This window comes from Verrucomicrobiota bacterium, assembly GCA_027622555.1.
Lineage (GTDB): Bacteria > Verrucomicrobiota > Verrucomicrobiia > Opitutales > UBA2995 > UBA2995.
Genome location: JAQBYJ010000020.1, coordinates 44984 through 63789 on the forward strand (window position 1 = coordinate 44984; position 18806 = coordinate 63789).

An 18806-nucleotide genomic window follows, 5' to 3' on the forward strand; every position below is an offset into this window, starting at 1 on the left:
ACGGAAGAATACGAGGACGAAAAATAGGGAAACTGTAGGAGCGGCTTTATGCCGCGATTTTTCCTGTATGAGATTGGGAATTGGGGTAAAAAGCAGCTCCCACAATATTAGTCAGAAGGAACTGTCCGCTCTTGATTTAAAATAACCAATACAATCCGACGAAACCGCAGAGGTAAACGAGAGACCAGAACTTGAAAGAGCCGAGCAATCCAACCCGTTCCAACGTAGCTGCTTGGTCGTCTTTCTCTTCCTGGGTGGTCTTCATGAATGCCAACTCTTCAGTCTTAGGTGCAGGCCGGAATCGACTGCTAACCAGCAGAATCGTGATGTAGCTTAGCACCAGAAAGAAATTAACGTGGTAGAAATGGTTGTTCAGAATGATATCAGGACAGTATGGCTTGAGCGAAGGCAGCGTGGAAATTAAAAGGATTACCGTTCCAATCGTGAAACCTAGTCCCAATGTGACGATAGCGCCGAAGCCATTCACGCGTTTGCTGAATCGACCAATTACATAACAAACGCCTATGCTCGGCAGGAGGTAACTCGACACTTTGTGCATTAACAGATAAACAAGTCCCAAGTGCTGGATAACCGGAGCTGTGATGATTCCCCAGACCAAAATGCTTATGGCCGCAATGCGTCCGACCTTCAAGGCTCTTTCTTCGGTGACCTCCTTTTTAAACAGAGGATAGATGTCGATGGCAAAAATGGAGCTTAACGACATGATGGATGAGTCCAAGGTCGACATGAGTGCTGCTAGAAAACCTGCCAGCACAATCCCGGAGATTCCGATCGGTAAGATCTGTTGAATCAGTGCCGGGTAAGCCCGGTCCGGATTGATGCCGGGAATCAGCTTGAAAGCAAGAATGCCGGGGAACACCAAAACGAAAATGGCGATCAGCTTTAGAAAACCTCCTAACAGCATTCCTAGTTGAGCATTGCGCGTATCTTTGGCCCCCAGTGTTCTTTGAAGTAACTCCTGATTACTGACCGCCCAAAAAAGGCTGATAAAAAATACGCCGGTCATGACCCCCGTAAAAGGCATTTGAGGATGGTCCGATGGAAGCATCAATTCAAAGTGATCGGCCGGGACCGTTTCGAGTAAACCACTGACCCCTCCCACCGCATTCAGGCCAAGAAAAAGAACCAGGAATCCGCCGATAAGAAGCACGATTGATTGAACCAGGTCGGTATAAACCACGGAAGAGAGTCCACCTACAATGGCATAGACTCCTACCGCGATTCCCAGGACCAGCGCGCAAAGAAAGATCTTGCTTTCGTCAAATCCAAACAACTGGAGGATGACCAAGCTGCCTGTGTATAAAATGATCGAGGTCATGAACAATCCGAAGACTGTCATTGTGATGCAATAAATCAGCTTCGAGGACTTGTTATACCGTGTCTCGAGAAATCCCGGAATGGTAAATATCTTTGTCCGCAAGTAAATGGGTATAAAGAATACCGCCGAGAGCATCAGGCAGATGCCTCCGATCAGCTGTGGATTGGCCGCAGCGATCCCTATTTCATAAGCCAGTCCCGACTGACCGACAAATTGCACACTGGAAATATTAGTCGCGAACAAAGAGGTCCCGATCAGCATCCAGGAGAAACTCCTTCCTCCCAGAAAAAATCCCTCGCGGTCTTCATTCGCCCGACGCCCGATCCAAATACCAAATACGAGCACTCCCACCATATAGAAGATGACAATGATTATATCTATTAATTGTAACGACATGGGGTAAGTGTTTCTATCAGATAACTTGTTTTGCTGTAGGAGACATAAGCGGGTTTATCCCGCGATTGCTCGGGAGTCATGGAAGGATCGCGGGATAAACCCGCTCCTACAATTTTATTTTCAATATTATTATCCTTCCCACTCAATCCAACGGTCCATCTTCATAATCACTATCGTTCACCCAAAAGGTCGGCATGCGTTCGCCTTGCATGTAACGCTCATAGAAATTGGCTACCTCAGGGTTCGCACACGGAAATTTTTCAAACATATTCCCATTGCCGAACATCCGTGGATCTCCCTGCTCAGTCAGCTCGGCAAAGAGTTGATCGCGCATGGCTTCTTTGCGCGCACGATATCCCGGATCATTGGCCAGGTTGGTGATGCAGGCAGGATCGCCGATGTAATGATACATCTGCTCGAATGGGCGCTTACCAAATGCCCAGTCCCAGAAGTGGCGTGTATCGGGGTTCCCGCGACACTTGAGGATCTCCGTCTTTGTGGGACTGCCATCGCAGTTCAAATAACCGGTTTCGGGATTTCCGGCGGGCCAACGAGCAGGCTCAAAATTTCTCAAATAAAGAAAATCATCCTTGATGATGCCCCGAATAGGATAACCCTGGTCTTGCGGTCTACCAATGTCGTGACGTTCCTTACCCATTAGGTGGTGGTCGCGATCCGGATTAATCGTTCCTTCGGCATCGGTATTAAAAAATTCGGTCAAGCTTCTTCCCGTTATCGCCTGCATTCCATGAAAAACGATTTGAAATTGGCGGTGTAGTCGTTGCTTGATGTACAGCTTGTTGGCGATTTGCAGATGTGCTCGTTGTAGGGCGTGCCGCACAGATTTCGTGGCTTTCCGTCAACCATGCCCGGATCTCCCGGTGCCCAACCCTTATTGGTTACACCCACGTGGTATCCATGCTCCCCCAGGGTTTCCGCAAAAGTCCTAAACTTGGCCGGGAAATAGGGCATGTGATTACACGCTTCCTCCAACTGTTAGGAATTTCGTCCGGTTAAAATGCAGGCCCGCGATGGCGCGCACTTCGCGTTTGGCGTAAACGTATTCTGAAACAAAATACCGTTTTTTGCTACCCGATCAAATGAAGGGGTATCCACCCAGGGACAGCCGTAGGCACCAAAGTGCATGCCAGCATCATCGGCTATACAAAACAAAATATTAGGTTGTGGCATTGGGGTTTAAAAGAAACGGAAGCGGACCAGATTTTTCTTCCTCGGCCAACTGTTTTCTTTGAAGTCTCGAAGATTGTAGGAGCGGCTTTATGCCGCGATTCGTCTCAATTTCGGTAGTGCATAACCACCAACGAGGATGTACCTAACCTTTTGCTTTTCGAGTAATTCGATGAATTCTAGGAAATGCCTGTTCAGCATACTTTGGCTCCTCTAATTTGTTGATTACTTGAACTGCCTTTAGGCGTTCTTGAGGACTGGCATTTGCCCAGTATTCGCGGTCATTCCGGTCCTCATGCAACCCGCGTTTTCGGACGGTAATCATCCTGAAATCTTCATCCAGACTGGAGATTCTGGCAATCTAAATCCTGTCGGCTCCTTTCTTTTAAGATCACCAATTAAGGACATTATTTCTTTCGATTGTTGCCTTTAGTGCAGGGAAGACTGCCAATGCCTTGGATGAAATCAAACATCCGTTTAGCTAATTCATGACTTGGCTGTATCTGGCCATATGTTCCGGTCTGTTGCTGTGTGTCTACGATTTGCTTTAAAAGCAGTCGGTTAATGGAAACGCTGTCTTACCTGTACTCTTGTTTTCCAATCTGGCTGCTGCCCTGGTTTGGGTTCCCTTGCTGGTTTTAGGTCGGCTGAACCCCGAGATGCTTCCGCATCCCCAATTGCTGGTGGGGCCGATCACCGCGATGGAGCACGGCCTGCTGTTTCTCAAATCTTGTCTGGTTGGTTCCTCCTGGCTGTTCGCCTATTTTGCAGTGAAGCATCTACCTATCAGCATAGCGGGTAGCGTGCGGTCCACAGGTCCGGTATTCACTATTGTAGGTGCTCTGATGCTTTTCTCATTCCCAGTTCCATTGGCGGTGGAGCATACCAGCCATCGGCCTGGCCCTTTTAGTGGCCGACTTTTTCTATTTCAAAGCCATGGCCGACCCGGATGCCATGGTGTCAGTCATTGCCTGCCTTCGGCGGGGAGCCGTTCTGGTAACCTTTTTTGCCGGGACCTTCCTCTTCAAAGAAAAACTCTTTTTCCGAAAGCTTCCTTGTGTGTTAGGAATCCTAGCCGGCATCCTGATAATTCTTACGAGCTAGGCGGACCTAAAACCTGAAGGTATTCGACAAAAAGAACTGCTGCTCGTTGGGGATCCGGATCAACGCCACCCGTCCATCAGGATTGATGGTCACGGGAATATCGTCATTGCCATTCTTTCGGTACAGGTTCCGGGCGTTTAACTGAATACTCCAACCTTCAAACAAGGCGTACTCTTCAGTGCTCAGGCCAACTTCCGTTTCAATGATGCCAGCCTGGATGAATACGAGTATCCATTCAGCCTTTACGGCTCCGGTTTCAATTTGTTCCATTTGGCACACTCAGGAAACGATTTAGGGCCTCTTGACCGCCGGGACTACGTTGGGAGGATTGCGCACGATCTCAACAGTTTCATAGTTGCCCCGAAAGCGGGTAGGTCCCAGAAAGGAAGATTGCTCGTTCTTCAAAAGGACTGAATCCTGGATGGCCAGCCGGTCTTTGATGAGTGTTTGGTTTTAATGAAAACTCTCGGCGGCTCCCAGGTCCTCGAAAAACTGTCGGCAATGCTGGATTTATTGCAAAAATAGCGAGTTATTTGAGATAAGGTTTTCGATATAACCATTGAATATTCGGTTTGACGAACCGAATATTCAATGTAAATTATCACCATGATCATTCGAGAAAAGGCACTGAATTCACTGAGTGGTTTGTTGGAAAGGCACCGAATTGTGGGTTTAATTGGTGCGCGGCAGGTGGGGAAGACAACGCTGGCAAGAGACTATGTTTCGACTCAATCAAGTCCTGTCCATTTCTTTGATCTGGAGAATCCGGAAGATGAAGCCCGCTTGTCGGACCCCATGCTCGCGCTCAAAAACCTGGAAGGACTTGTGGTAATTGATGAGGTGCAGCGGATTCCGAATATTTTCCCCGTACTGCGTGTTCTGGCAGACCGGAAGCCTAACCCGGCTAAGTTTTTAATTTTGGGCAGCGCATCGCCTGCACTGTTAAAGCAGAGTTCCGAGTCTCTGGCGGGCAGGATCTTTTATAACGAACTTGGAGGATTCAGCTTGGATGAAATTGGTTCCAGCAATGGTGAAAAACTATGGTTAAGAGGCGGTATGCCCGAGTCTTTTCTGGCTTCCTCAGAACGACAAAGTTTTGAATACCGGTTGGGTTATACGCGCACATTCCTTGAGCAGGATCTTCCCCAACTGGGTATTTCTGTAAGCTCTACAACCATGAGAAGATTCTGGACCATGTTGGCCCATTATCACGGCCAAACATGGAATGCATCCGAACTTGGCCGGTCATTTGGTGTTGCAGATACCACCGTCCGAACCTATCTGGATCATTTAACGTCTGCACTGGTGGTTAGGCAACTGCAGCCTTGGCACGAAAATATCTCCAAACGGCAGGTGAAAGCACCCAAGGTGTATATCGAGGATAGCGGAGTCTTGCATGCACTTTTGAATCTACCTGAACTGAAGGATTTGGAGTCTCACCCAAAATTGGGCGCATCCTGGGAAGGCTTTGTCCTGAATCAAATCATTCATCAGCTGGATGTTCGTTCCGACGAGTGCTACTTCTGGGCTACCTACAGTGGAGCCGAGCTAGACCTGCTTGTAGTTCGTGGCAGCCAACGGCTTGGATTTGAAATTAAACGCACAAGTGCTCCCAAAATAACGTTATCGATGAGAAGCGCCCTTCAGGATCTAAAATTGACACAGCTCTCCATTATCCATGCAGGCGAGCATTCTTTTGATTTGGATGAGAACATTCGAGCTATTGCTTTGGAGAGGTTGCTCAGTGATCTTCAGCCCATTTAAGTTTATAGTTCCCCGATGCTTGCCTCGGCCAGTTTCACTAAATCTTAGAAAATTCTCTCACGGAGGTAAAGAGAGTACAAAGTGAATAGTAGGCTTGTTATCTAATAGGTAGGGCCATCGCGCATGCATCGCTGTAATGTATGAAGACGAGTCGCCGACTACCCCGAACAGAATACCTTATTGCCGCTAAAGAACTCATAATCCTGCTTCTTCGTGCTCCTTGCGATCTCTTGCGGCTCAGATGTCTCGCAGATATCCACTGGTGGTCACATTGTTGAGCCTGAGTGAAAGGTGCTTTTTTCAAACCCTGCTTTTCATGTATGCTGATGGAAACAAGGGAATCCAGTTTGTGGGTGTTTATTCGCTTTGTGATTCTGGGCCTGATGTTTGCTTGCGCTAATTTATGGGAAGCTAGACTTCCGGCATAAAAACCCAGACCAGGTTCTCTGACTTACTGGAGTGCAACTTACATGGCCAAAGAACCGTGATCGGCGTCCCAACAGCCCAGGCATAGAAGATGATGAGATCGACGGGTTTTTGGATTCTTTGATTCCACGATACCAGATGTCGACTGGCTCAATTATGATGTCAATTGGCTCGGAGGCTTTTCAGCAGAGCATGTGTTCTGTCGAACAGGGCTTTCAAGGCAATTGCAGGTTCTACAAACTCCACATCCTCTACATCCCAGAACGTTATTTTTTCAAGGAATAGTGGAATCCTTTCCTGGGCCATTGACTGATGTTCCACCAGGCTGGTGGCGATGATCAGGTCTGCTGCATTGAGGAGAGTTTCTGTGACTTGCTTCGGATCCCGATTGTGATTGGTGGAGTGGACGCGGTATTCCTTGAATGCATCCAGTGCGTAATGAGAAATGGATCCGGGATTTTCATGACGTGTTTCCGGAACTCTTAGCCCTGCCGAATCAGCACGCCAATTCAGTCCGTGTTTTTGAGCATGGTGATTGAAAACCTCTTCAGCAAATCGACTGCGGTAGTAGTTGCCTGTGCAAATAAAGAGGACCGTTTTCATAGTAGTGGTTCTTTAAGCGATTATCGCATCCACTTGTCAACGATCCGCGGAACGTGTTCGGTTGCTTTGCCCTGATAGAATTGAAACCCAGCGGGAACATAATCTATCTCGAGAGCCACCAGAGCTTTCTCGGAAGAATCCTGACAATAGTCTACCAGCCCGGCTGCGGGATAAACCGAAAGGGACGTGCCGATAACGAGGACCTTGTCTGCCTGTCCCACGATGTCCGCCGCTTCCTCCATATGTTGAATCGATTCCCCGAACCAGACGATATGCGGCCGCAGTTGGCTCCCCATTGCACAGGTATCACCGATGTTTAGGTCATCGAATCCAATATCGGAAATCAGGCTGGGATCAACGGAGCTTCGTGCCTTGGAAATTTCTCCATGCACATGGACGACGTTCGATGACCCGGCTCGCTCGTGCAGATTATCCACGTTCTGCGTGACGATGGTGACGTCAAACTGTTCTTCCAGTTTGGCGAGAGCGAAGTGCGCTGCGTTGGGTTGCGCTTTTGCAACTTTTTTGCGGCGTTGATTATAGAACTCAAGAACCAACTCGGGGTTGGCTGCAAAACCTTCGGGGGTGGCTACGTCGTATACCGAGTACGTTTCCCACAAACCTCCGCTGTCGCGAAAAGTGGACAATCCGCTTTCGGCGCTGATACCTGCGCCGGTCAGAACGACTATCTTTTCTCTGTTCAACTAAGATTGTTATTGCTGGTTTTAAATGGGTGATTGCGAAATATTTGTAGGAGCGGAGCTTGCTCCCGATCAGGAAAAACTTAGGCGCATCGAATCAGGAGCAAGCTCCACTCCTACAGTCGAACAACCGTGTTTCCATAGCCGTTACCGTTAAGCACGTTCCAACACAATCAACACCCCGTGTTCATTTCGAACAAAAATTCTGCCACCCACATAGGTCGGATTTGTCCAACAAATGGCGTCGAGCAGTTTCTTGCGTGAAATTTCTTTAAACTCACGAGCGTTTACGGGTGCCGTTACCAGTTCACCGTCTTCAGTAAGGATGACCAGGGTATCTCCTACCGCGATCATGGAGGCGAAACCGAAATTGGGTTCGGACCAAATTTCCTCACCGGTATCGATATTGCGAGCGAAGAGACTGGTTCCATTGTTCTTATGGGTACCGTTCAGTCCATAGAGGGTGCCATCAATAAGTAGAGACCCCGATAAGGAGCCTTTCAATTTCTTGTCCTCCCATTCTGAGGTCAAACTTTTTCCGTCGAACTTAAGCACTTCAGTCGTCATGTCGGTAAAGATGTAGATGTCTTTCCCGTTGTTAAATACCGCAGGAGTGGTGGCCACCATGGTGTATTTGGATCGGACTTCGTGCCGCGCAACTTCCTTACCATTGGAAGCATCCAGGATGGAAAGCCCACTGGAATCCATACTGGCAATAAAGCTGTTTCCATCGTTCTCGAAAACCACCGGGGATCCATAGCCAGGCCTGTAAGCCGTGTCGGAGACCCAGCTTGGGCGACCCGAGGATTTGTCCAAAGCTACTGTTTTTCCAGCACTGATAATCAGGTCACCCTGGTATTCAACGGGCGAGCTGCCAAATCCCCACTTAGGAACTTCCATGTCCAATAATCCAGTTAATTGGGTACTCCAGAGGACAGCTCCAGATGTAGCATTCAGGCAAAGAACCCGGCCATCTTTGCTCACGGTGTAGACAACATCACCACTCACTGTCACCGATGCGTTGGGACCTCCCACATGCATGGCAGGAATCAATTGTCCGGAATAGGTATGGTCCCAAATCTTTTCACCCGTTGCCGCATTGAAACAGATGATGGTTTCGCTCGATTTTCCATCGTGCCCCATGGTGTAGGCTTTTCCGTTTGCGCTCGTTACGGTCGAGTAGCCAAGGCCCACATCTGTCTGCCAGGCGATTTTCCAATTCTTTAGATCCGGATCGAAGTTGTCGGCGGCTTCCACGATGTTGTCTCCGTTCGGCCCAAGCCAATGGGGCCAGTCTTCAGCATTTAGGTACGAACCTGATATGAACAGGGCAGTTAGTAATCCGGCAAGTTGTGTTTTATGGGAATTCATTTTGTGTTTCATGACTTAGGGAAATGGAGCTTACTTTAATGGGTATATTCCCGAAGAACTTTGGAGGATCAATAGGAATTGTCCTTCAACTCCTGCTTCGGGCTTGCTCAGTGCCTCAAGGATTTGAAAAGCTGTAGCCTAATGAGTTCCCCGAAGTTTCTTCTTCTTCTTTTTTCGGCTACCGTATCATTTTTTTGCACAGCCGCATTTTCAACCCCGAATGTGATCTATATTCTAGCGGACGACCTTGGTTACGGCGACCTGTCCTGCTATGGTCAGCAGACACTACAAACTCCCCATCTGGACAGACTTGCAGAGAATGGAATGCGGTTTACCAGTCACTATGCCGGTGCAACGGTTTGCGCGCCTTCCCGTTATGTTTTGATGACAGGTAAGCATAGTGGGCGAGGTTCGATCCGTGACAACGGATACAGCTCCTTACCAGCGGATGAATTTACTTTGGCCAAGCTATTTAAAGGTGCCGGCTATCAGACCGCGTGCATAGGTAAGTGGGGAGTGGGCCGCCCACCCGATAATGATGACCCTGCGCGTGCAGGATTCGATGAGTTCTACGGTTATCTCAATATGTTTCATGCCCACAATTATTACCCCGAATTCATGATTCATAATGGTAAACGCGAACCATTAAGAAATGAGGTGCCAGACTTTTTCAAAGACGACCGCTTCGACATGGAGGGTCGTGGAGTGGCTACCAAAAAAATTGATTATGCGCCGCAGTTGATTCACGACAATGCACTCAATTTCATTCGATCAAATAAGGACAATTCCTTTTTCCTGTATTACGCTCTAAACATCCCGCACGCGAATAATGAAGGGACCTACGATTGGTCGGAATCAGGCGAACGTATTATTAACCCAAACGCCAACGGCATGGCCGTCCACGATCTTGGAGTATTTTCGGATGAGGCGTGGCCGATCCAGGAAAAAGGATTTGCCCGCATGATTCAGTACATCGACGACTGGGTCGGAGAAATTGTCGCTCTGGTAGCCGAGCTCGGATTGAGTGAAGACACGGTGATTATGTTTTCAAGTGACAATGGGCCACACCACGAGGGAAATCACGACCACGCTTTTTTCGATTCCAATGGAAATTTCCAGGGCTATAAAAGAGATTTATACGATGGTGGGACGAGGGTTCCTTTCATTGCTTCGTGGCCAGGAAAAATTCCTCCAAAGACCGAGAGTGCTCTTATGTCCGGATTCTGGGATATGATGCCAACTATGGCAGAAATATTGGGTATGGATATGCCGGATACTGATGGAATTTCTATACTTCCTGAATTGACTGGTAACAGCCATCAGCAAAACCATCACGAGTTTCTTTATTGGGAGTTTCCGGAACGCCGAGGAAAGCAGGCGGTGCTTTATTTAAATCAATGGAAGGCCATTCGGGTTGGATTGATGGACAACAAGAGTGCCCCCGTTGAATTGTATGATATTACTTGGGATATCGCCGAGCAACACGATCAAGCGACTGTACTTCCTGGATTGGCCGCTCAACTGCACAAGCTGATGATGGACCAGCATACTCCATTCAACGAAAACTGGGACCTGACCCAGAACTGAATTTATGGAGGATCTTAAAATTGCGGTCATCACGGGAGGCCATCCTTTTGACCTTCCTGTGTTTCATGGTCTCTTTCGTGAAATGGAGGGAGTGGATGCCTACATACAGCATATTGACGATTTCGGCACATCACCTGATGAGATCCGAGACGCCTACGATGCAGTCGTTTTTTACACCATGCAAATCGAAGTGCCCATGGTGGAAGACACTTGGTTCAAACGAGATCCCCGTCCAGCGATCGAAAGACTCTTCGAGCGCGGTCAGGGTGTGGTGGCATTACATCACTCATTCTTTGCCTTTCCGGAGTGGCCATTCTGGGACGGCGTAATCGGAATTAATAATAGAACCTCAAACCCGGACGAAGGATTCAGTTTCCATTTCGATACCGAGCAGCGAGTCGAGGTGAGAGATGTATCACATCCCATATTGCAAGGAGTGGAATCGTTTCAAACGGTTGACGAAGGCTATCACATGCCGAGTGAGGAAGTTGATGGACAGCTTCTGCTGACAGTGGACCATCCGGATACTATGAAGTCTACCGCTTGGACTCGCGAGGTTGGAGCGAGCCGCATTTTTTGTTTCCAACTGGGGCACGATGCAGTGGGGTGGGGCCATCCGTCCTTTCGCCAGATTTTGCGCCAGGGTATATCCTGGGTAGTTCGGAATGATGATATTTAAATATTCGTTCCTCGTTTTGTGTCTGGCCGTACTTACTGGTTGTTCAAAGTCTTCGGAAATCTCCGACTCCAGACTTCCTGAAACGAGGCCGAATATTGTGGTCATCTTTGCTGATGATATTGGGGTCGAAACGATAGGTGTCTATGGCGGCCAATACTCCACTCCAAGGATTGATTCTTTAGCTCAACATGGTGTCCGTTTTGATTCCGGGCATGCTACACCCGTTTGCACGACCTCGCGAACTCGGTTGATGACGGGAACATACAACTTCAAGCACTATGAGGCATTCGCTCATTTAAATCCTGAGCACTATACGTTTTCCAAATTTCTCAAAGACGAAGGTTACAGTACCGCGGTTGCCGGAAAGTGGCAGTTGGCCGGAAATCATTTTGATGGCCGTCGTGGAAGCCACCCTGCCGATGTTGGTTTCGATGAGCACATCGTCTGGCAGTTGGAATGGTTTTTGAAAGGCAAGCGTTACTGGCAACCCACACTCACCGTCAATGGTGAGGCCAGGACCTATTGCAAAGATGATTTCGGCCCGAAAGTTTTGAACGACTACGTGTTGGATTTTATCGATCGAAAGAAAGAGGAGCCGTTCTGTTTATATTATACGCCCTTGCTCGCGCATGATCCATGGACGACGACCCCGGATTCCTTGGAGGCCACAACCAAGGAAGAAAAGTTTAGCGGGATAATGGCTTACCTGGATAAGATGGTCGGTCGGGTATTGGACAAATTGGAGGAGCATAAACTGACCGAAAACACCTTGATCTTTTTTATTGGCGACAATGGAACGCATCCACAAATCACCTCCCTGCGAAACGGCCAGCCAGTTGCGGGTGGGAAGTGGTACACGCGAGATTCCGGCACGCATGTGCCTTATATCATTCAATGGAAGGGAACCTTGCCCCAGGGCGAAGTCCGACATGGCTTGGTGGATATCATGGATGTGTTTCCAACGATAGCAGCGGCTGTAAAACCAAATCAGATTACCGCAGAGAAACTTAAAGAACTGGATGGAATTAATTTCCTGCCTTACGCAAAGAACCCGGACCTAGCACCACGTGACTGGATTTTCATGCACTACGATCCCCAGTGGGGCAGTGATTATTTCCAAACACCCATGCCGGCTGCCCGGTTTGTATTCAATCAGAAGTATAAATTGTACGGTGATGGAAGGTTCATTGATATGCAGCTAGATCCTTTGGAAGAACATCCGCTGGAAGCGTCAGCATTAAAAGAGCCCGTTAAGGAAAACTATAAGCTGTTACACAATGTTCTCATCACGATTGGCGATGGTCCACTCGCTGAACCATTTATGAATCCGAAAGCTCAAGGCGTGAGCATTCCGCTTCCTCATCCCGATTGTGGAGAACTTCGCCAATAATATTGTTAATCAGCGCTTATGAACCGATCCCCCGAAAACGAACATCTTGGTTACAGTGATATGCCGGTGTTGCCAGATAGTGGATACGCAGTACACGATGGAACCCGCCCACAGCCGCCCATCGTTTCTCCCGGATCTGGAAATAGGGCCCCGAGTGATGCGCTGGTTCTTTTTGATGGTTCAAATCTGGAGGCGTGGGAGTCTGTTAAGGAAGGAGGGTCCGCCTCATGGAAGTTACTTGACGATGGCTCCATGGAAGTAGTTCCGGGTACGGGTAATATCCGCACGCGCGAATCGTTCGGAAACATTCAGCTGCATCTGGAGTTTAGCTGTCCTACGGAGATAAATGGCGAAGGGCAGGGTCGTGGGAACAGCGGTGTGTTTCTTATGGGGCTCTATGAAATTCAGGTGCTGGATAATCATAACAATCCTACCTATGCGGATGGTACGGTGGGAGCCATGTACGGGCAGACCCCGCCCCTCGTGAATGCCATACGTGAGCCGGGCCAATGGAATGTTTACGATATTGTTTGGGAAACCCCGGTTTTTGAAAATGCAGAACGCAAAAAGCCTGCTCGTATAACCGCTATTCTAAATGGGGTGGTTGTACAGCATGGTACAGAATTACTGGGACCTACCACGCACAAAGCCTTGCCTCCTGAGGACTCACAAGAGTCAATCGGTCCGCTCATGCTTCAGGATCACGGGGACTTGGTTCGATTCCGAAACATCTGGATTCGACCTTTAAGGAATTGTGAGCGGTTTTAACCGCGATTATTCTAAGACTTCTTTATACTGCAACTTATCGCCTTTGTCTGTGTAAAGGTATCTACTGTCTGAGTTGTCTCATAAACTACCAGTGGAAAACCTTCAATTCAATGCACGATGTCCAACCATTTCTCTCACCAAATAACTTCAAGTAAACCTCTTCGACTTTGGCCTGGAGTGCTCATCGTCACGCTTCAATGGCTACTAAGATTTGTTGTGCCGATTTTAATTCCCAGCGCCATGGTGGTGGGTGTAATGGGGGCTTTGGCCGCAGGGCCTTTGTTTGTGATCTGGTGGTTGTTCTTTAGCCGGGCTTCTTGGTCGGAGCGCATAGGGGGTGTTGTGTTGATGGGAGTAGTGCTTTTTGTAGTAAAAAATTTCCTACACGTTTCCATTGCGACCAATGGCATGGGAATGACTTACTTCGTTTATGCCATTCCCGCTTTGTGTCTTGCATTCCTGTTGTGGGCCTTGACCTGTACGTCATGCCGATGGACCTAGATGGTTCTCCATGGCCGGGGCCGTTGTGCTTGCCTGCGGTATGTGGACCTTGGTGCGGTCCGGAGGTTTTACCAGCGATTTCGATCAGGACTTCGCATGGCGCTGGTCCAAAACAGCAGAAGATCGACTGGTTGAACAGAACACTGAGTCAGCTGGTTTTTCTTCTGTTTCAATCTCCGACGATTCCAAGGTTTTGTGGTCAGGATTCCGTGGTGCCAATCGTGATGGAATCATTCACGGGATTCGTATCGATACCGATTGGTCGTCCTCTCCGCCGACTGAAATCTGGCGTCGTCCCATTGGACCGAGTTGGTCCTCTTTTGCGGTGTTGGGAGAACTCTTTTTCACCCAGGAACAACGAGGTGATGATGAAGTCGTTTCCTGCTACCACCTAACCACGGGTGAGCTCGTTTGGAGGCATAGTGATAATGTCCGCTTCTGGGAAGCGAATGCCGGTGCTGGTCCGCGTGGGACACCAACGTTGAGCAACGGACGTTTATTCACCTGTGGTGCTACCGGAATCCTCAACGCTCTGAATGCTTTGGATGGGTCGGTCATTTGGTCTAAAAATGCGGGGGAAGATACGGGCACAAACATTCCACTCTGGGGGTTCTCAAGTTCACCTTTGGTAGTCGGTAAGGTTGTTGTGATTGCCGTCGTCGGGACGCTGGTTGCCTATGATAAAGATTCCGGTGATTTACGATGGATAGGCCCAAAAGGGGGTGATGGATACAGCTCACCCCATCATGCAAACATCGATGGCGTCGATCAAGTCTTACTCCCAAGCAAGAGTGGAGTAGTCAGCCTTGATCCGAAAAACGGAACTGTTCTATGGAACCATAGATGGGAGTCCGGATCTCGCATCGTGCAACCTGCTTTTATTTCTGATCACGATCTTTTGATTAGCGCTGGTGAGTCCTCTGGTGTCGGGCGAGTCATCGTTTCCAGTGGGCCTGATGGATGGACGACTGAAGAGCTTTGGCGGACGAATCGATTCAAGCCCTATTTCAGCGATTTGGTCATTCACAAAGACCATGCGTATGGCATCGATGGAAATAATCTTGTTTGTATAAACACCGAGGATGGGAACCGAAACTGGAAGGGCAGACGCTATGGTAGTGGTCAACTATTTCTGTTAGCCGACCAGGATGTATTACTTATTTTATCCGAAGAAGGTGAGCTGGCGTTAGTGGAGGCGAAGCCTGACAAGTTTACCGAGCTCGCATCCATTCCAGCGATTGAAGGAAAGACCTGGAATCACCCTGTCCTGGTTGGAGATGTCTTACTTGTTCGGAATGCGGAGGAGATGGTAGCGTTTCGGTTGGCGCTTGTGGATGGGTGAGTGATTCCATGAGGCGGCACTGCGGGGACGCAGTTGCCCTACCTCTCAGCAAAACGTTGGTAGTCGACTGGGCCGACCCATTCCCCGGGCCAAGCGGACGCAGTTGCCCTACCTCTCAGCAAAACGTTGGTAGGGCCATCGCGTCCTCGCGATGCCGTTGAAATTTGTTTGGAACAATATCCACCATTTGGATATGCGTTAGACAATTTCCGCAACGCACCACTTCTTGAAGTCGCTTCCGCTCCCAGTTGGCAGCAACTATAGAGGAACCAAATGATGGCTCGGCACCAAGCCAACCACATCCAGGTCGCTTACGCTAACAGTGTTGAAGAGGCCGATCTTTGCATGGAAACCAAAGCTGCTCTTGCTTCAAAGTTAGGAATGAAAGTTACCTTGTGCGGGACGAAAAAGGAGGATCTTTAATCTACACTTACCCGGACATCTTCATTATACACTTCCCCCATCACGCCGTGATGAGTGAAGGTAGCCGTTGGCACTCCCTTGACGCGATCCACGGTTACCGACAAAAATCCTCCGACATCTGGTTTGTAATATAGATGCCTGGATTTGTCTGGATTGTCTATGGGAAGTGAATGTTTATCGGTCGAAGCACCGGCTGCATATTCGATCATTCCCGTTTCAGGATGTTTGGAAATGTACTGCCAGTGGCGGTCGCCACAGATGTAATACATGTTCTTCTGTTTTCCAATATACTCGCGCAACATGTTCCCTTCGGTAGCCCAACCTTCATCTACGTGATTGTCGTTCTTCTCTCCCTTCCATAGGTGATCGGGGCCGACTATCGGTGTGGGGCTGATCAGGAGTTTGAAAGTCGCGTCCGAGGCTTCTACCGTTTCTTTGAACCACTTCATCTGTTCCGCGCCCCACAACGATTTGTCGGGACCGTCCGGATAAAAGTTTGGAGTACGAAAGTCTCTGACCTCCATCAACCATATCTGAAGGTCTTTACCCCAACGAAAGGTCCGGTAGTGCTTTTTGTCACTCATGGGAACTTGTTCGTCATATACGGTCCGACCATCTTCATAGGTGAACGCTCCCATTTCCGGCGTCATGGTTGGCCAGCAATCGTTGTCCCAGGAATCATGATCGTCCTTCATGAAGTAGGAGGGCACTTCATTCAGGAAAGCACGTGTATTGGGAAATCCGAACATACGGTTCCATTTGTGACGCGCCAGGTCGATGTGCGTCACATAGGGTTCCATTTGATCGTAGTAAATAATGTCTCCGGCATGCACAAAGAAGTCGGGATTCATCTTTAACATGGAGGCGTAAATGTGATGACCATTGTCGCCAGCATCTCTCGATAGGTATCCCGTGCACGTTGTCACGGCCAAGGTCACTTTTTGCGATTTATCTTTTTCTTGTGCGGTGGTGAACGTGCTGTTTACCACGTAAGGTGTCCGGCTTGATTTGTTCTTACGCGCCTCCACGGTAATGCTGTATTCCGTAGCTGGCTTCAAGCCATCCATGGGAAAGTGTTTTGTGTAATCACGGTTGGGATCCACCGCTTGCCACCCGGTTGTTTTCCTGGAGCTTTGCTTTCCCGATTCGAAGTACGTAAGCCGAACCTCGCCCGAGCTTCCCGGAACAGCATGCACAACTTGATCTAACGAAAGGCCTTCCGGTAACTGAAGTCCGTAGCGTCCTTCGGGTCCCAACTCCTCATCGGTCAATCCACCCAGTTTACTAGACAGTTTTCTGTCCTTAATGAGGAATTCAGAACCTTGGTTAAACGGCTCGGCTAAGCTTGTGGTTCGCGCCCAGATTATTGCCGTCGTGTCGGATACTTCTCCGATCTTGATGCCGTTGCCCAGATAGACTGTCTCATCCTCGTCCATCACTTGGCTGCAACCCATGCAGACCATCAGTAAGGCAATTGAAAATAGGGGTAGGAAATTTTTGGGGCTATCGAAGTTGAACATGGGGATAGCCTATCTGAAGAACTGGGCCAGTAAAGGACTTAATCCTGCGCGAAAAAAGCTGTTGCCTCAAAATTAGCCGGAGTGCCCTAATCCCTCCGCGATAAGAAAACTATAAACACCTCGATGTGGCTTTCGGCAATCTCTTCAAGGCTGAGCGGCGACTTGAACTTTACCAGTAGAATAATAGACGGATTTTTACGGGCATTGTTGATTGAAGATTATTGGTCGGAATGATAGGCAACCTATCCCTTTGTACAGTTCGAGCGTGAGATTTAGTAGGAGGCGGTCAGCGTCGCGATCAGGTAATCCGTTGGATTCTCGAACTTCACATTGGGAGCGCCAGGATAGACGAAGTCGCATTTGACGCCGACATCCCGGCAGTGCTCTTGCAGTTTTACGCCGAAGTTGGCCGTGTGGGTAGGATCCTTTTGTTCCTTACCTATGGCCGGCGGAGCACCAAACGAGCAAAATACCGGGGGATCGTCTGGAGTTACCAGGGCATAAGGGGAGTACTCGGCAATCCAGGGCAGGATGCTATCACGCTCTGCCAGAAACTGGGAAAAGTTCTTTTTCCCAAAAGCGTGTCCGCCATAGCGACTGTTGGGTGTCCACTCTATCATCTGTTTTGGATCGAGAGTGGTCTGAGGTCCGTTAACCGCGGCACACCAGAGGCGGGTGGATTCACGGGCGACCGGGTCCTTGCTGTCGGGATCGGCCAGATCGTCGTGATAGGCCAGCCAGAGGCTGGAACAGGCTCCTGCCGAACCACCGGCGGCACCGATACGGGTTTTATTAATATTCCACTCTTTGGCCTTGCTCCGGACAAACTGCAAGGCACGGGCGGCATCATGCAAAGGCGCTTTCACCGGAGGCACAACATCTTCCGAATGTTTCATCAAGCGGTAGTTGATTGCCACGACGGAAATACCTGCTTTCAACAGTACTTCCGTGTCCGCAAAACGATCGAGACGCTCCTTGCTTCCGCCTGTCCATCCACCACCGTGAATGACAATAACCACTGGTGTGGGCGTGCTGGACGGAGCTTTCCAGAAATCAAGAACGTGTCGTTCATGGTCTCCATAACGAACTTCAGCCAAAGTGGGTTTGGGCACGGATTCGGCATAGTGCGGCTCGGGTTCTGCTTTTTCCGTTTTTTGCGCCTGAAGGTTGATCGCGAAGGCCGCCAAACAGAGGAAAACGGAGTAGGGAAGTTGATTGGATTTCATTTCAGTTTCTTTCTTAAACATCCAATAAATTGAGAGATGTGAAGCGAAGCAATTCCGATATCTATTGTTAGGTAGAAAAGTATAAGTGGAAGGATAATCATGAAGGCTATGGCGGGACCCATACCTGATCCGGGACCATAAACACCAGGAATGGAAATGCTTATACTACGAAAAGCTCTGAATTACGCGAAAAACTGAAAGCAGTCTCTCTTTGAAAATAAACAATTAACCACGAATTATTTTGTCTTTTTTCATCAGTGAAAATCAGTGTCATCAGCCGTGCCGTGGCGTAGCCTTGGCGGAGACTGGTGGTTAAATCCTGTATCTTTTTTCCGTTTAGAAAAATGCTTTGAACAGGAGGCAACTGAGGAAACAGAGTTGTATGGATTTTTTCCTCCGTTATCTCCATTGCCTTGTAGGTCTCCTCATTATGAATTTACCGGATTTTGAGCACTTCCGAGAATGGGTCCAAACCACT

Annotated in this window: 19 protein-coding genes; 9 read left to right on the forward strand and 10 right to left on the reverse strand. The window is 48.8% G+C overall.

What is annotated here, in order from left to right; all coding sequences use genetic code 11:
• Nucleotides 1-136: 136 nt before the first annotated feature.
• The 4 genes from O3C43_07485 to O3C43_07500 form a co-directional block, all read right to left on the reverse strand.
• Nucleotides 137-1735, reverse strand: coding sequence for a sodium/solute symporter (locus tag O3C43_07485; GenBank protein MDA1066329.1), 1599 nt, complete (start codon nt 1733-1735; stop codon nt 137-139).
• A gap of 142 nt (nt 1736-1877) precedes the next feature.
• Complete coding sequence (locus tag O3C43_07490; protein ID MDA1066330.1) at nt 1878-2456, reverse strand: hypothetical protein; 579 nt, start codon at nt 2454-2456, stop codon at nt 1878-1880.
• 11 nt (nt 2457-2467) lie between these two features.
• Nucleotides 2468-2707: a hypothetical protein gene (locus O3C43_07495; protein MDA1066331.1), complete on the reverse strand. Its 240-nt coding sequence runs from the start codon at nt 2705-2707 to the stop codon at nt 2468-2470.
• A gap of 24 nt (nt 2708-2731) precedes the next feature.
• Entirely contained in the window at nt 2732-2926 is a 195-nt protein-coding gene (locus tag O3C43_07500; protein ID MDA1066332.1) for a sulfatase-like hydrolase/transferase, read from the reverse strand.
• 933 nt (nt 2927-3859) lie between these two features.
• On the opposite strand from O3C43_07500, the gene O3C43_07505 reads away from it, so the two are divergent.
• Nucleotides 3860-4027 carry a hypothetical protein gene (locus O3C43_07505; protein ID MDA1066333.1) on the forward strand — a complete coding sequence of 56 codons (168 nt, stop codon included), beginning with the start codon at nt 3860-3862 and terminating at the stop codon, nt 4025-4027.
• Between the two features lie 6 nt (nt 4028-4033).
• Here the strand turns inward: O3C43_07505 and O3C43_07510 are convergent, their stop codons facing one another.
• Nucleotides 4034-4297, reverse strand: a complete 264-nt coding sequence (locus O3C43_07510) for a hypothetical protein (GenBank protein MDA1066334.1) — start codon at nt 4295-4297, stop codon at nt 4034-4036.
• Between the two features lie 336 nt (nt 4298-4633).
• Between O3C43_07510 and O3C43_07515 the strand changes: the two genes are divergently transcribed.
• Nucleotides 4634-5791 (forward strand): ATP-binding protein, encoded by a 1158-nt coding sequence (locus O3C43_07515; protein MDA1066335.1) that lies wholly within the window; start codon nt 4634-4636, stop codon nt 5789-5791.
• Nucleotides 5792-6379: 588 nt separating this feature from the next.
• On the opposite strand, the gene O3C43_07520 is transcribed toward O3C43_07515, so the two are convergent.
• The 3 genes from O3C43_07520 to O3C43_07530 form a co-directional block, all read right to left on the reverse strand.
• Nucleotides 6380-6820, reverse strand: a complete 441-nt coding sequence (locus O3C43_07520; GenBank protein ID MDA1066336.1) for a low molecular weight phosphatase family protein — start codon at nt 6818-6820, stop codon at nt 6380-6382.
• Between the two features lie 20 nt (nt 6821-6840).
• Complete coding sequence (locus tag O3C43_07525) at nt 6841-7524, reverse strand: NAD-dependent deacylase (protein ID MDA1066337.1); 684 nt, start codon at nt 7522-7524, stop codon at nt 6841-6843.
• 150 nt (nt 7525-7674) lie between these two features.
• On the reverse strand, nt 7675-8892 hold the full coding sequence (locus tag O3C43_07530) for a PQQ-binding-like beta-propeller repeat protein (GenBank protein MDA1066338.1): 1218 nt from the start codon (nt 8890-8892) through the stop codon (nt 7675-7677).
• Between the two features lie 141 nt (nt 8893-9033).
• Here O3C43_07530 and O3C43_07535 point away from each other — a divergent pair, with 141 nt between their 5' ends.
• The 7 genes from O3C43_07535 to O3C43_07565 all read left to right on the forward strand — a co-directional run bounded on the left by O3C43_07535 (nt 9034) and on the right by O3C43_07565 (nt 15582).
• Entirely contained in the window at nt 9034-10479 is a 1446-nt protein-coding gene (locus O3C43_07535; GenBank protein ID MDA1066339.1) for an arylsulfatase, read from the forward strand.
• A 4-nt stretch (nt 10480-10483) separates the two neighbouring features.
• The gene (locus tag O3C43_07540) at nt 10484-11158 is read left to right on the forward strand and encodes a ThuA domain-containing protein (GenBank protein ID MDA1066340.1); all 675 of its coding nucleotides are present in this window, start codon (nt 10484-10486) and stop codon (nt 11156-11158) included.
• Nucleotides 11145-12548 (forward strand): sulfatase-like hydrolase/transferase, encoded by a 1404-nt coding sequence (locus O3C43_07545; protein MDA1066341.1) that lies wholly within the window; start codon nt 11145-11147, stop codon nt 12546-12548. Before O3C43_07540 ends, O3C43_07545 begins: the two co-directional genes overlap by 14 nt.
• An 18-nt stretch (nt 12549-12566) precedes the next feature.
• On the forward strand, nt 12567-13316 hold the full coding sequence (locus O3C43_07550; GenBank protein MDA1066342.1) for a DUF1080 domain-containing protein: 750 nt from the start codon (nt 12567-12569) through the stop codon (nt 13314-13316).
• A gap of 117 nt (nt 13317-13433) precedes the next feature.
• Complete coding sequence (locus O3C43_07555) at nt 13434-13817, forward strand: hypothetical protein (protein MDA1066343.1); 384 nt, start codon at nt 13434-13436, stop codon at nt 13815-13817.
• A gap of 10 nt (nt 13818-13827) precedes the next feature.
• Nucleotides 13828-15159, forward strand: a complete 1332-nt coding sequence (locus O3C43_07560) for a PQQ-binding-like beta-propeller repeat protein (protein MDA1066344.1) — start codon at nt 13828-13830, stop codon at nt 15157-15159.
• A gap of 273 nt (nt 15160-15432) precedes the next feature.
• The gene (locus O3C43_07565) at nt 15433-15582 is read left to right on the forward strand and encodes a hypothetical protein (protein MDA1066345.1); all 150 of its coding nucleotides are present in this window, start codon (nt 15433-15435) and stop codon (nt 15580-15582) included.
• Here O3C43_07565 and O3C43_07570 read toward each other — a convergent pair.
• On the reverse strand, nt 15579-17102 hold the full coding sequence (locus O3C43_07570; GenBank protein MDA1066346.1) for an alkaline phosphatase D family protein: 1524 nt from the start codon (nt 17100-17102) through the stop codon (nt 15579-15581). The two genes, O3C43_07565 and O3C43_07570, sit on opposite strands and share 4 nt — an antisense overlap.
• Before the next feature lie 272 nt (nt 17103-17374).
• On the reverse strand, nt 17375-18328 hold the full coding sequence (locus O3C43_07575; GenBank protein ID MDA1066347.1) for an alpha/beta hydrolase: 954 nt from the start codon (nt 18326-18328) through the stop codon (nt 17375-17377).
• Nucleotides 18329-18806: the final 478 nt, after the last annotated feature.

Excerpts from the sequence above, each read along its gene's own strand:
- O3C43_07485 (MDA1066329.1), bottom strand. The coding sequence starts at position 1,735 with ATGTCGTTACAATTAATAGATATAATCATTGTCATCTTCTATATGGTG.
- O3C43_07495 (MDA1066331.1), bottom strand. The coding sequence starts at position 2,707 with ATGCCCTATTTCCCGGCCAAGTTTAGGACTTTTGCGGAAACCCTGGGG.
- O3C43_07500 (MDA1066332.1), bottom strand. The coding sequence starts at position 2,926 with ATGCCACAACCTAATATTTTGTTTTGTATAGCCGATGATGCTGGCATG.
- O3C43_07505 (MDA1066333.1), top strand. The coding sequence starts at position 3,860 with ATGGCCGACCCGGATGCCATGGTGTCAGTCATTGCCTGCCTTCGGCGG.
- O3C43_07510 (MDA1066334.1), bottom strand. The coding sequence starts at position 4,297 with ATGGAACAAATTGAAACCGGAGCCGTAAAGGCTGAATGGATACTCGTA.
- O3C43_07515 (MDA1066335.1), top strand. The coding sequence starts at position 4,634 with ATGATCATTCGAGAAAAGGCACTGAATTCACTGAGTGGTTTGTTGGAA.
- O3C43_07520 (MDA1066336.1), bottom strand. The coding sequence starts at position 6,820 with ATGAAAACGGTCCTCTTTATTTGCACAGGCAACTACTACCGCAGTCGA.
- O3C43_07530 (MDA1066338.1), bottom strand. The coding sequence starts at position 8,892 with ATGAATTCCCATAAAACACAACTTGCCGGATTACTAACTGCCCTGTTC.
- O3C43_07535 (MDA1066339.1), top strand. The coding sequence starts at position 9,034 with ATGAGTTCCCCGAAGTTTCTTCTTCTTCTTTTTTCGGCTACCGTATCA.
- O3C43_07540 (MDA1066340.1), top strand. The coding sequence starts at position 10,484 with ATGGAGGATCTTAAAATTGCGGTCATCACGGGAGGCCATCCTTTTGAC.
- O3C43_07545 (MDA1066341.1), top strand. The coding sequence starts at position 11,145 with ATGATGATATTTAAATATTCGTTCCTCGTTTTGTGTCTGGCCGTACTT.
- O3C43_07550 (MDA1066342.1), top strand. The coding sequence starts at position 12,567 with ATGAACCGATCCCCCGAAAACGAACATCTTGGTTACAGTGATATGCCG.
- O3C43_07555 (MDA1066343.1), top strand. The coding sequence starts at position 13,434 with ATGTCCAACCATTTCTCTCACCAAATAACTTCAAGTAAACCTCTTCGA.
- O3C43_07560 (MDA1066344.1), top strand. The coding sequence starts at position 13,828 with ATGGCCGGGGCCGTTGTGCTTGCCTGCGGTATGTGGACCTTGGTGCGG.
- O3C43_07565 (MDA1066345.1), top strand. The coding sequence starts at position 15,433 with ATGATGGCTCGGCACCAAGCCAACCACATCCAGGTCGCTTACGCTAAC.
- O3C43_07570 (MDA1066346.1), bottom strand. The coding sequence starts at position 17,102 with ATGTTCAACTTCGATAGCCCCAAAAATTTCCTACCCCTATTTTCAATT.
- O3C43_07575 (MDA1066347.1), bottom strand. The coding sequence starts at position 18,328 with ATGAAATCCAATCAACTTCCCTACTCCGTTTTCCTCTGTTTGGCGGCC.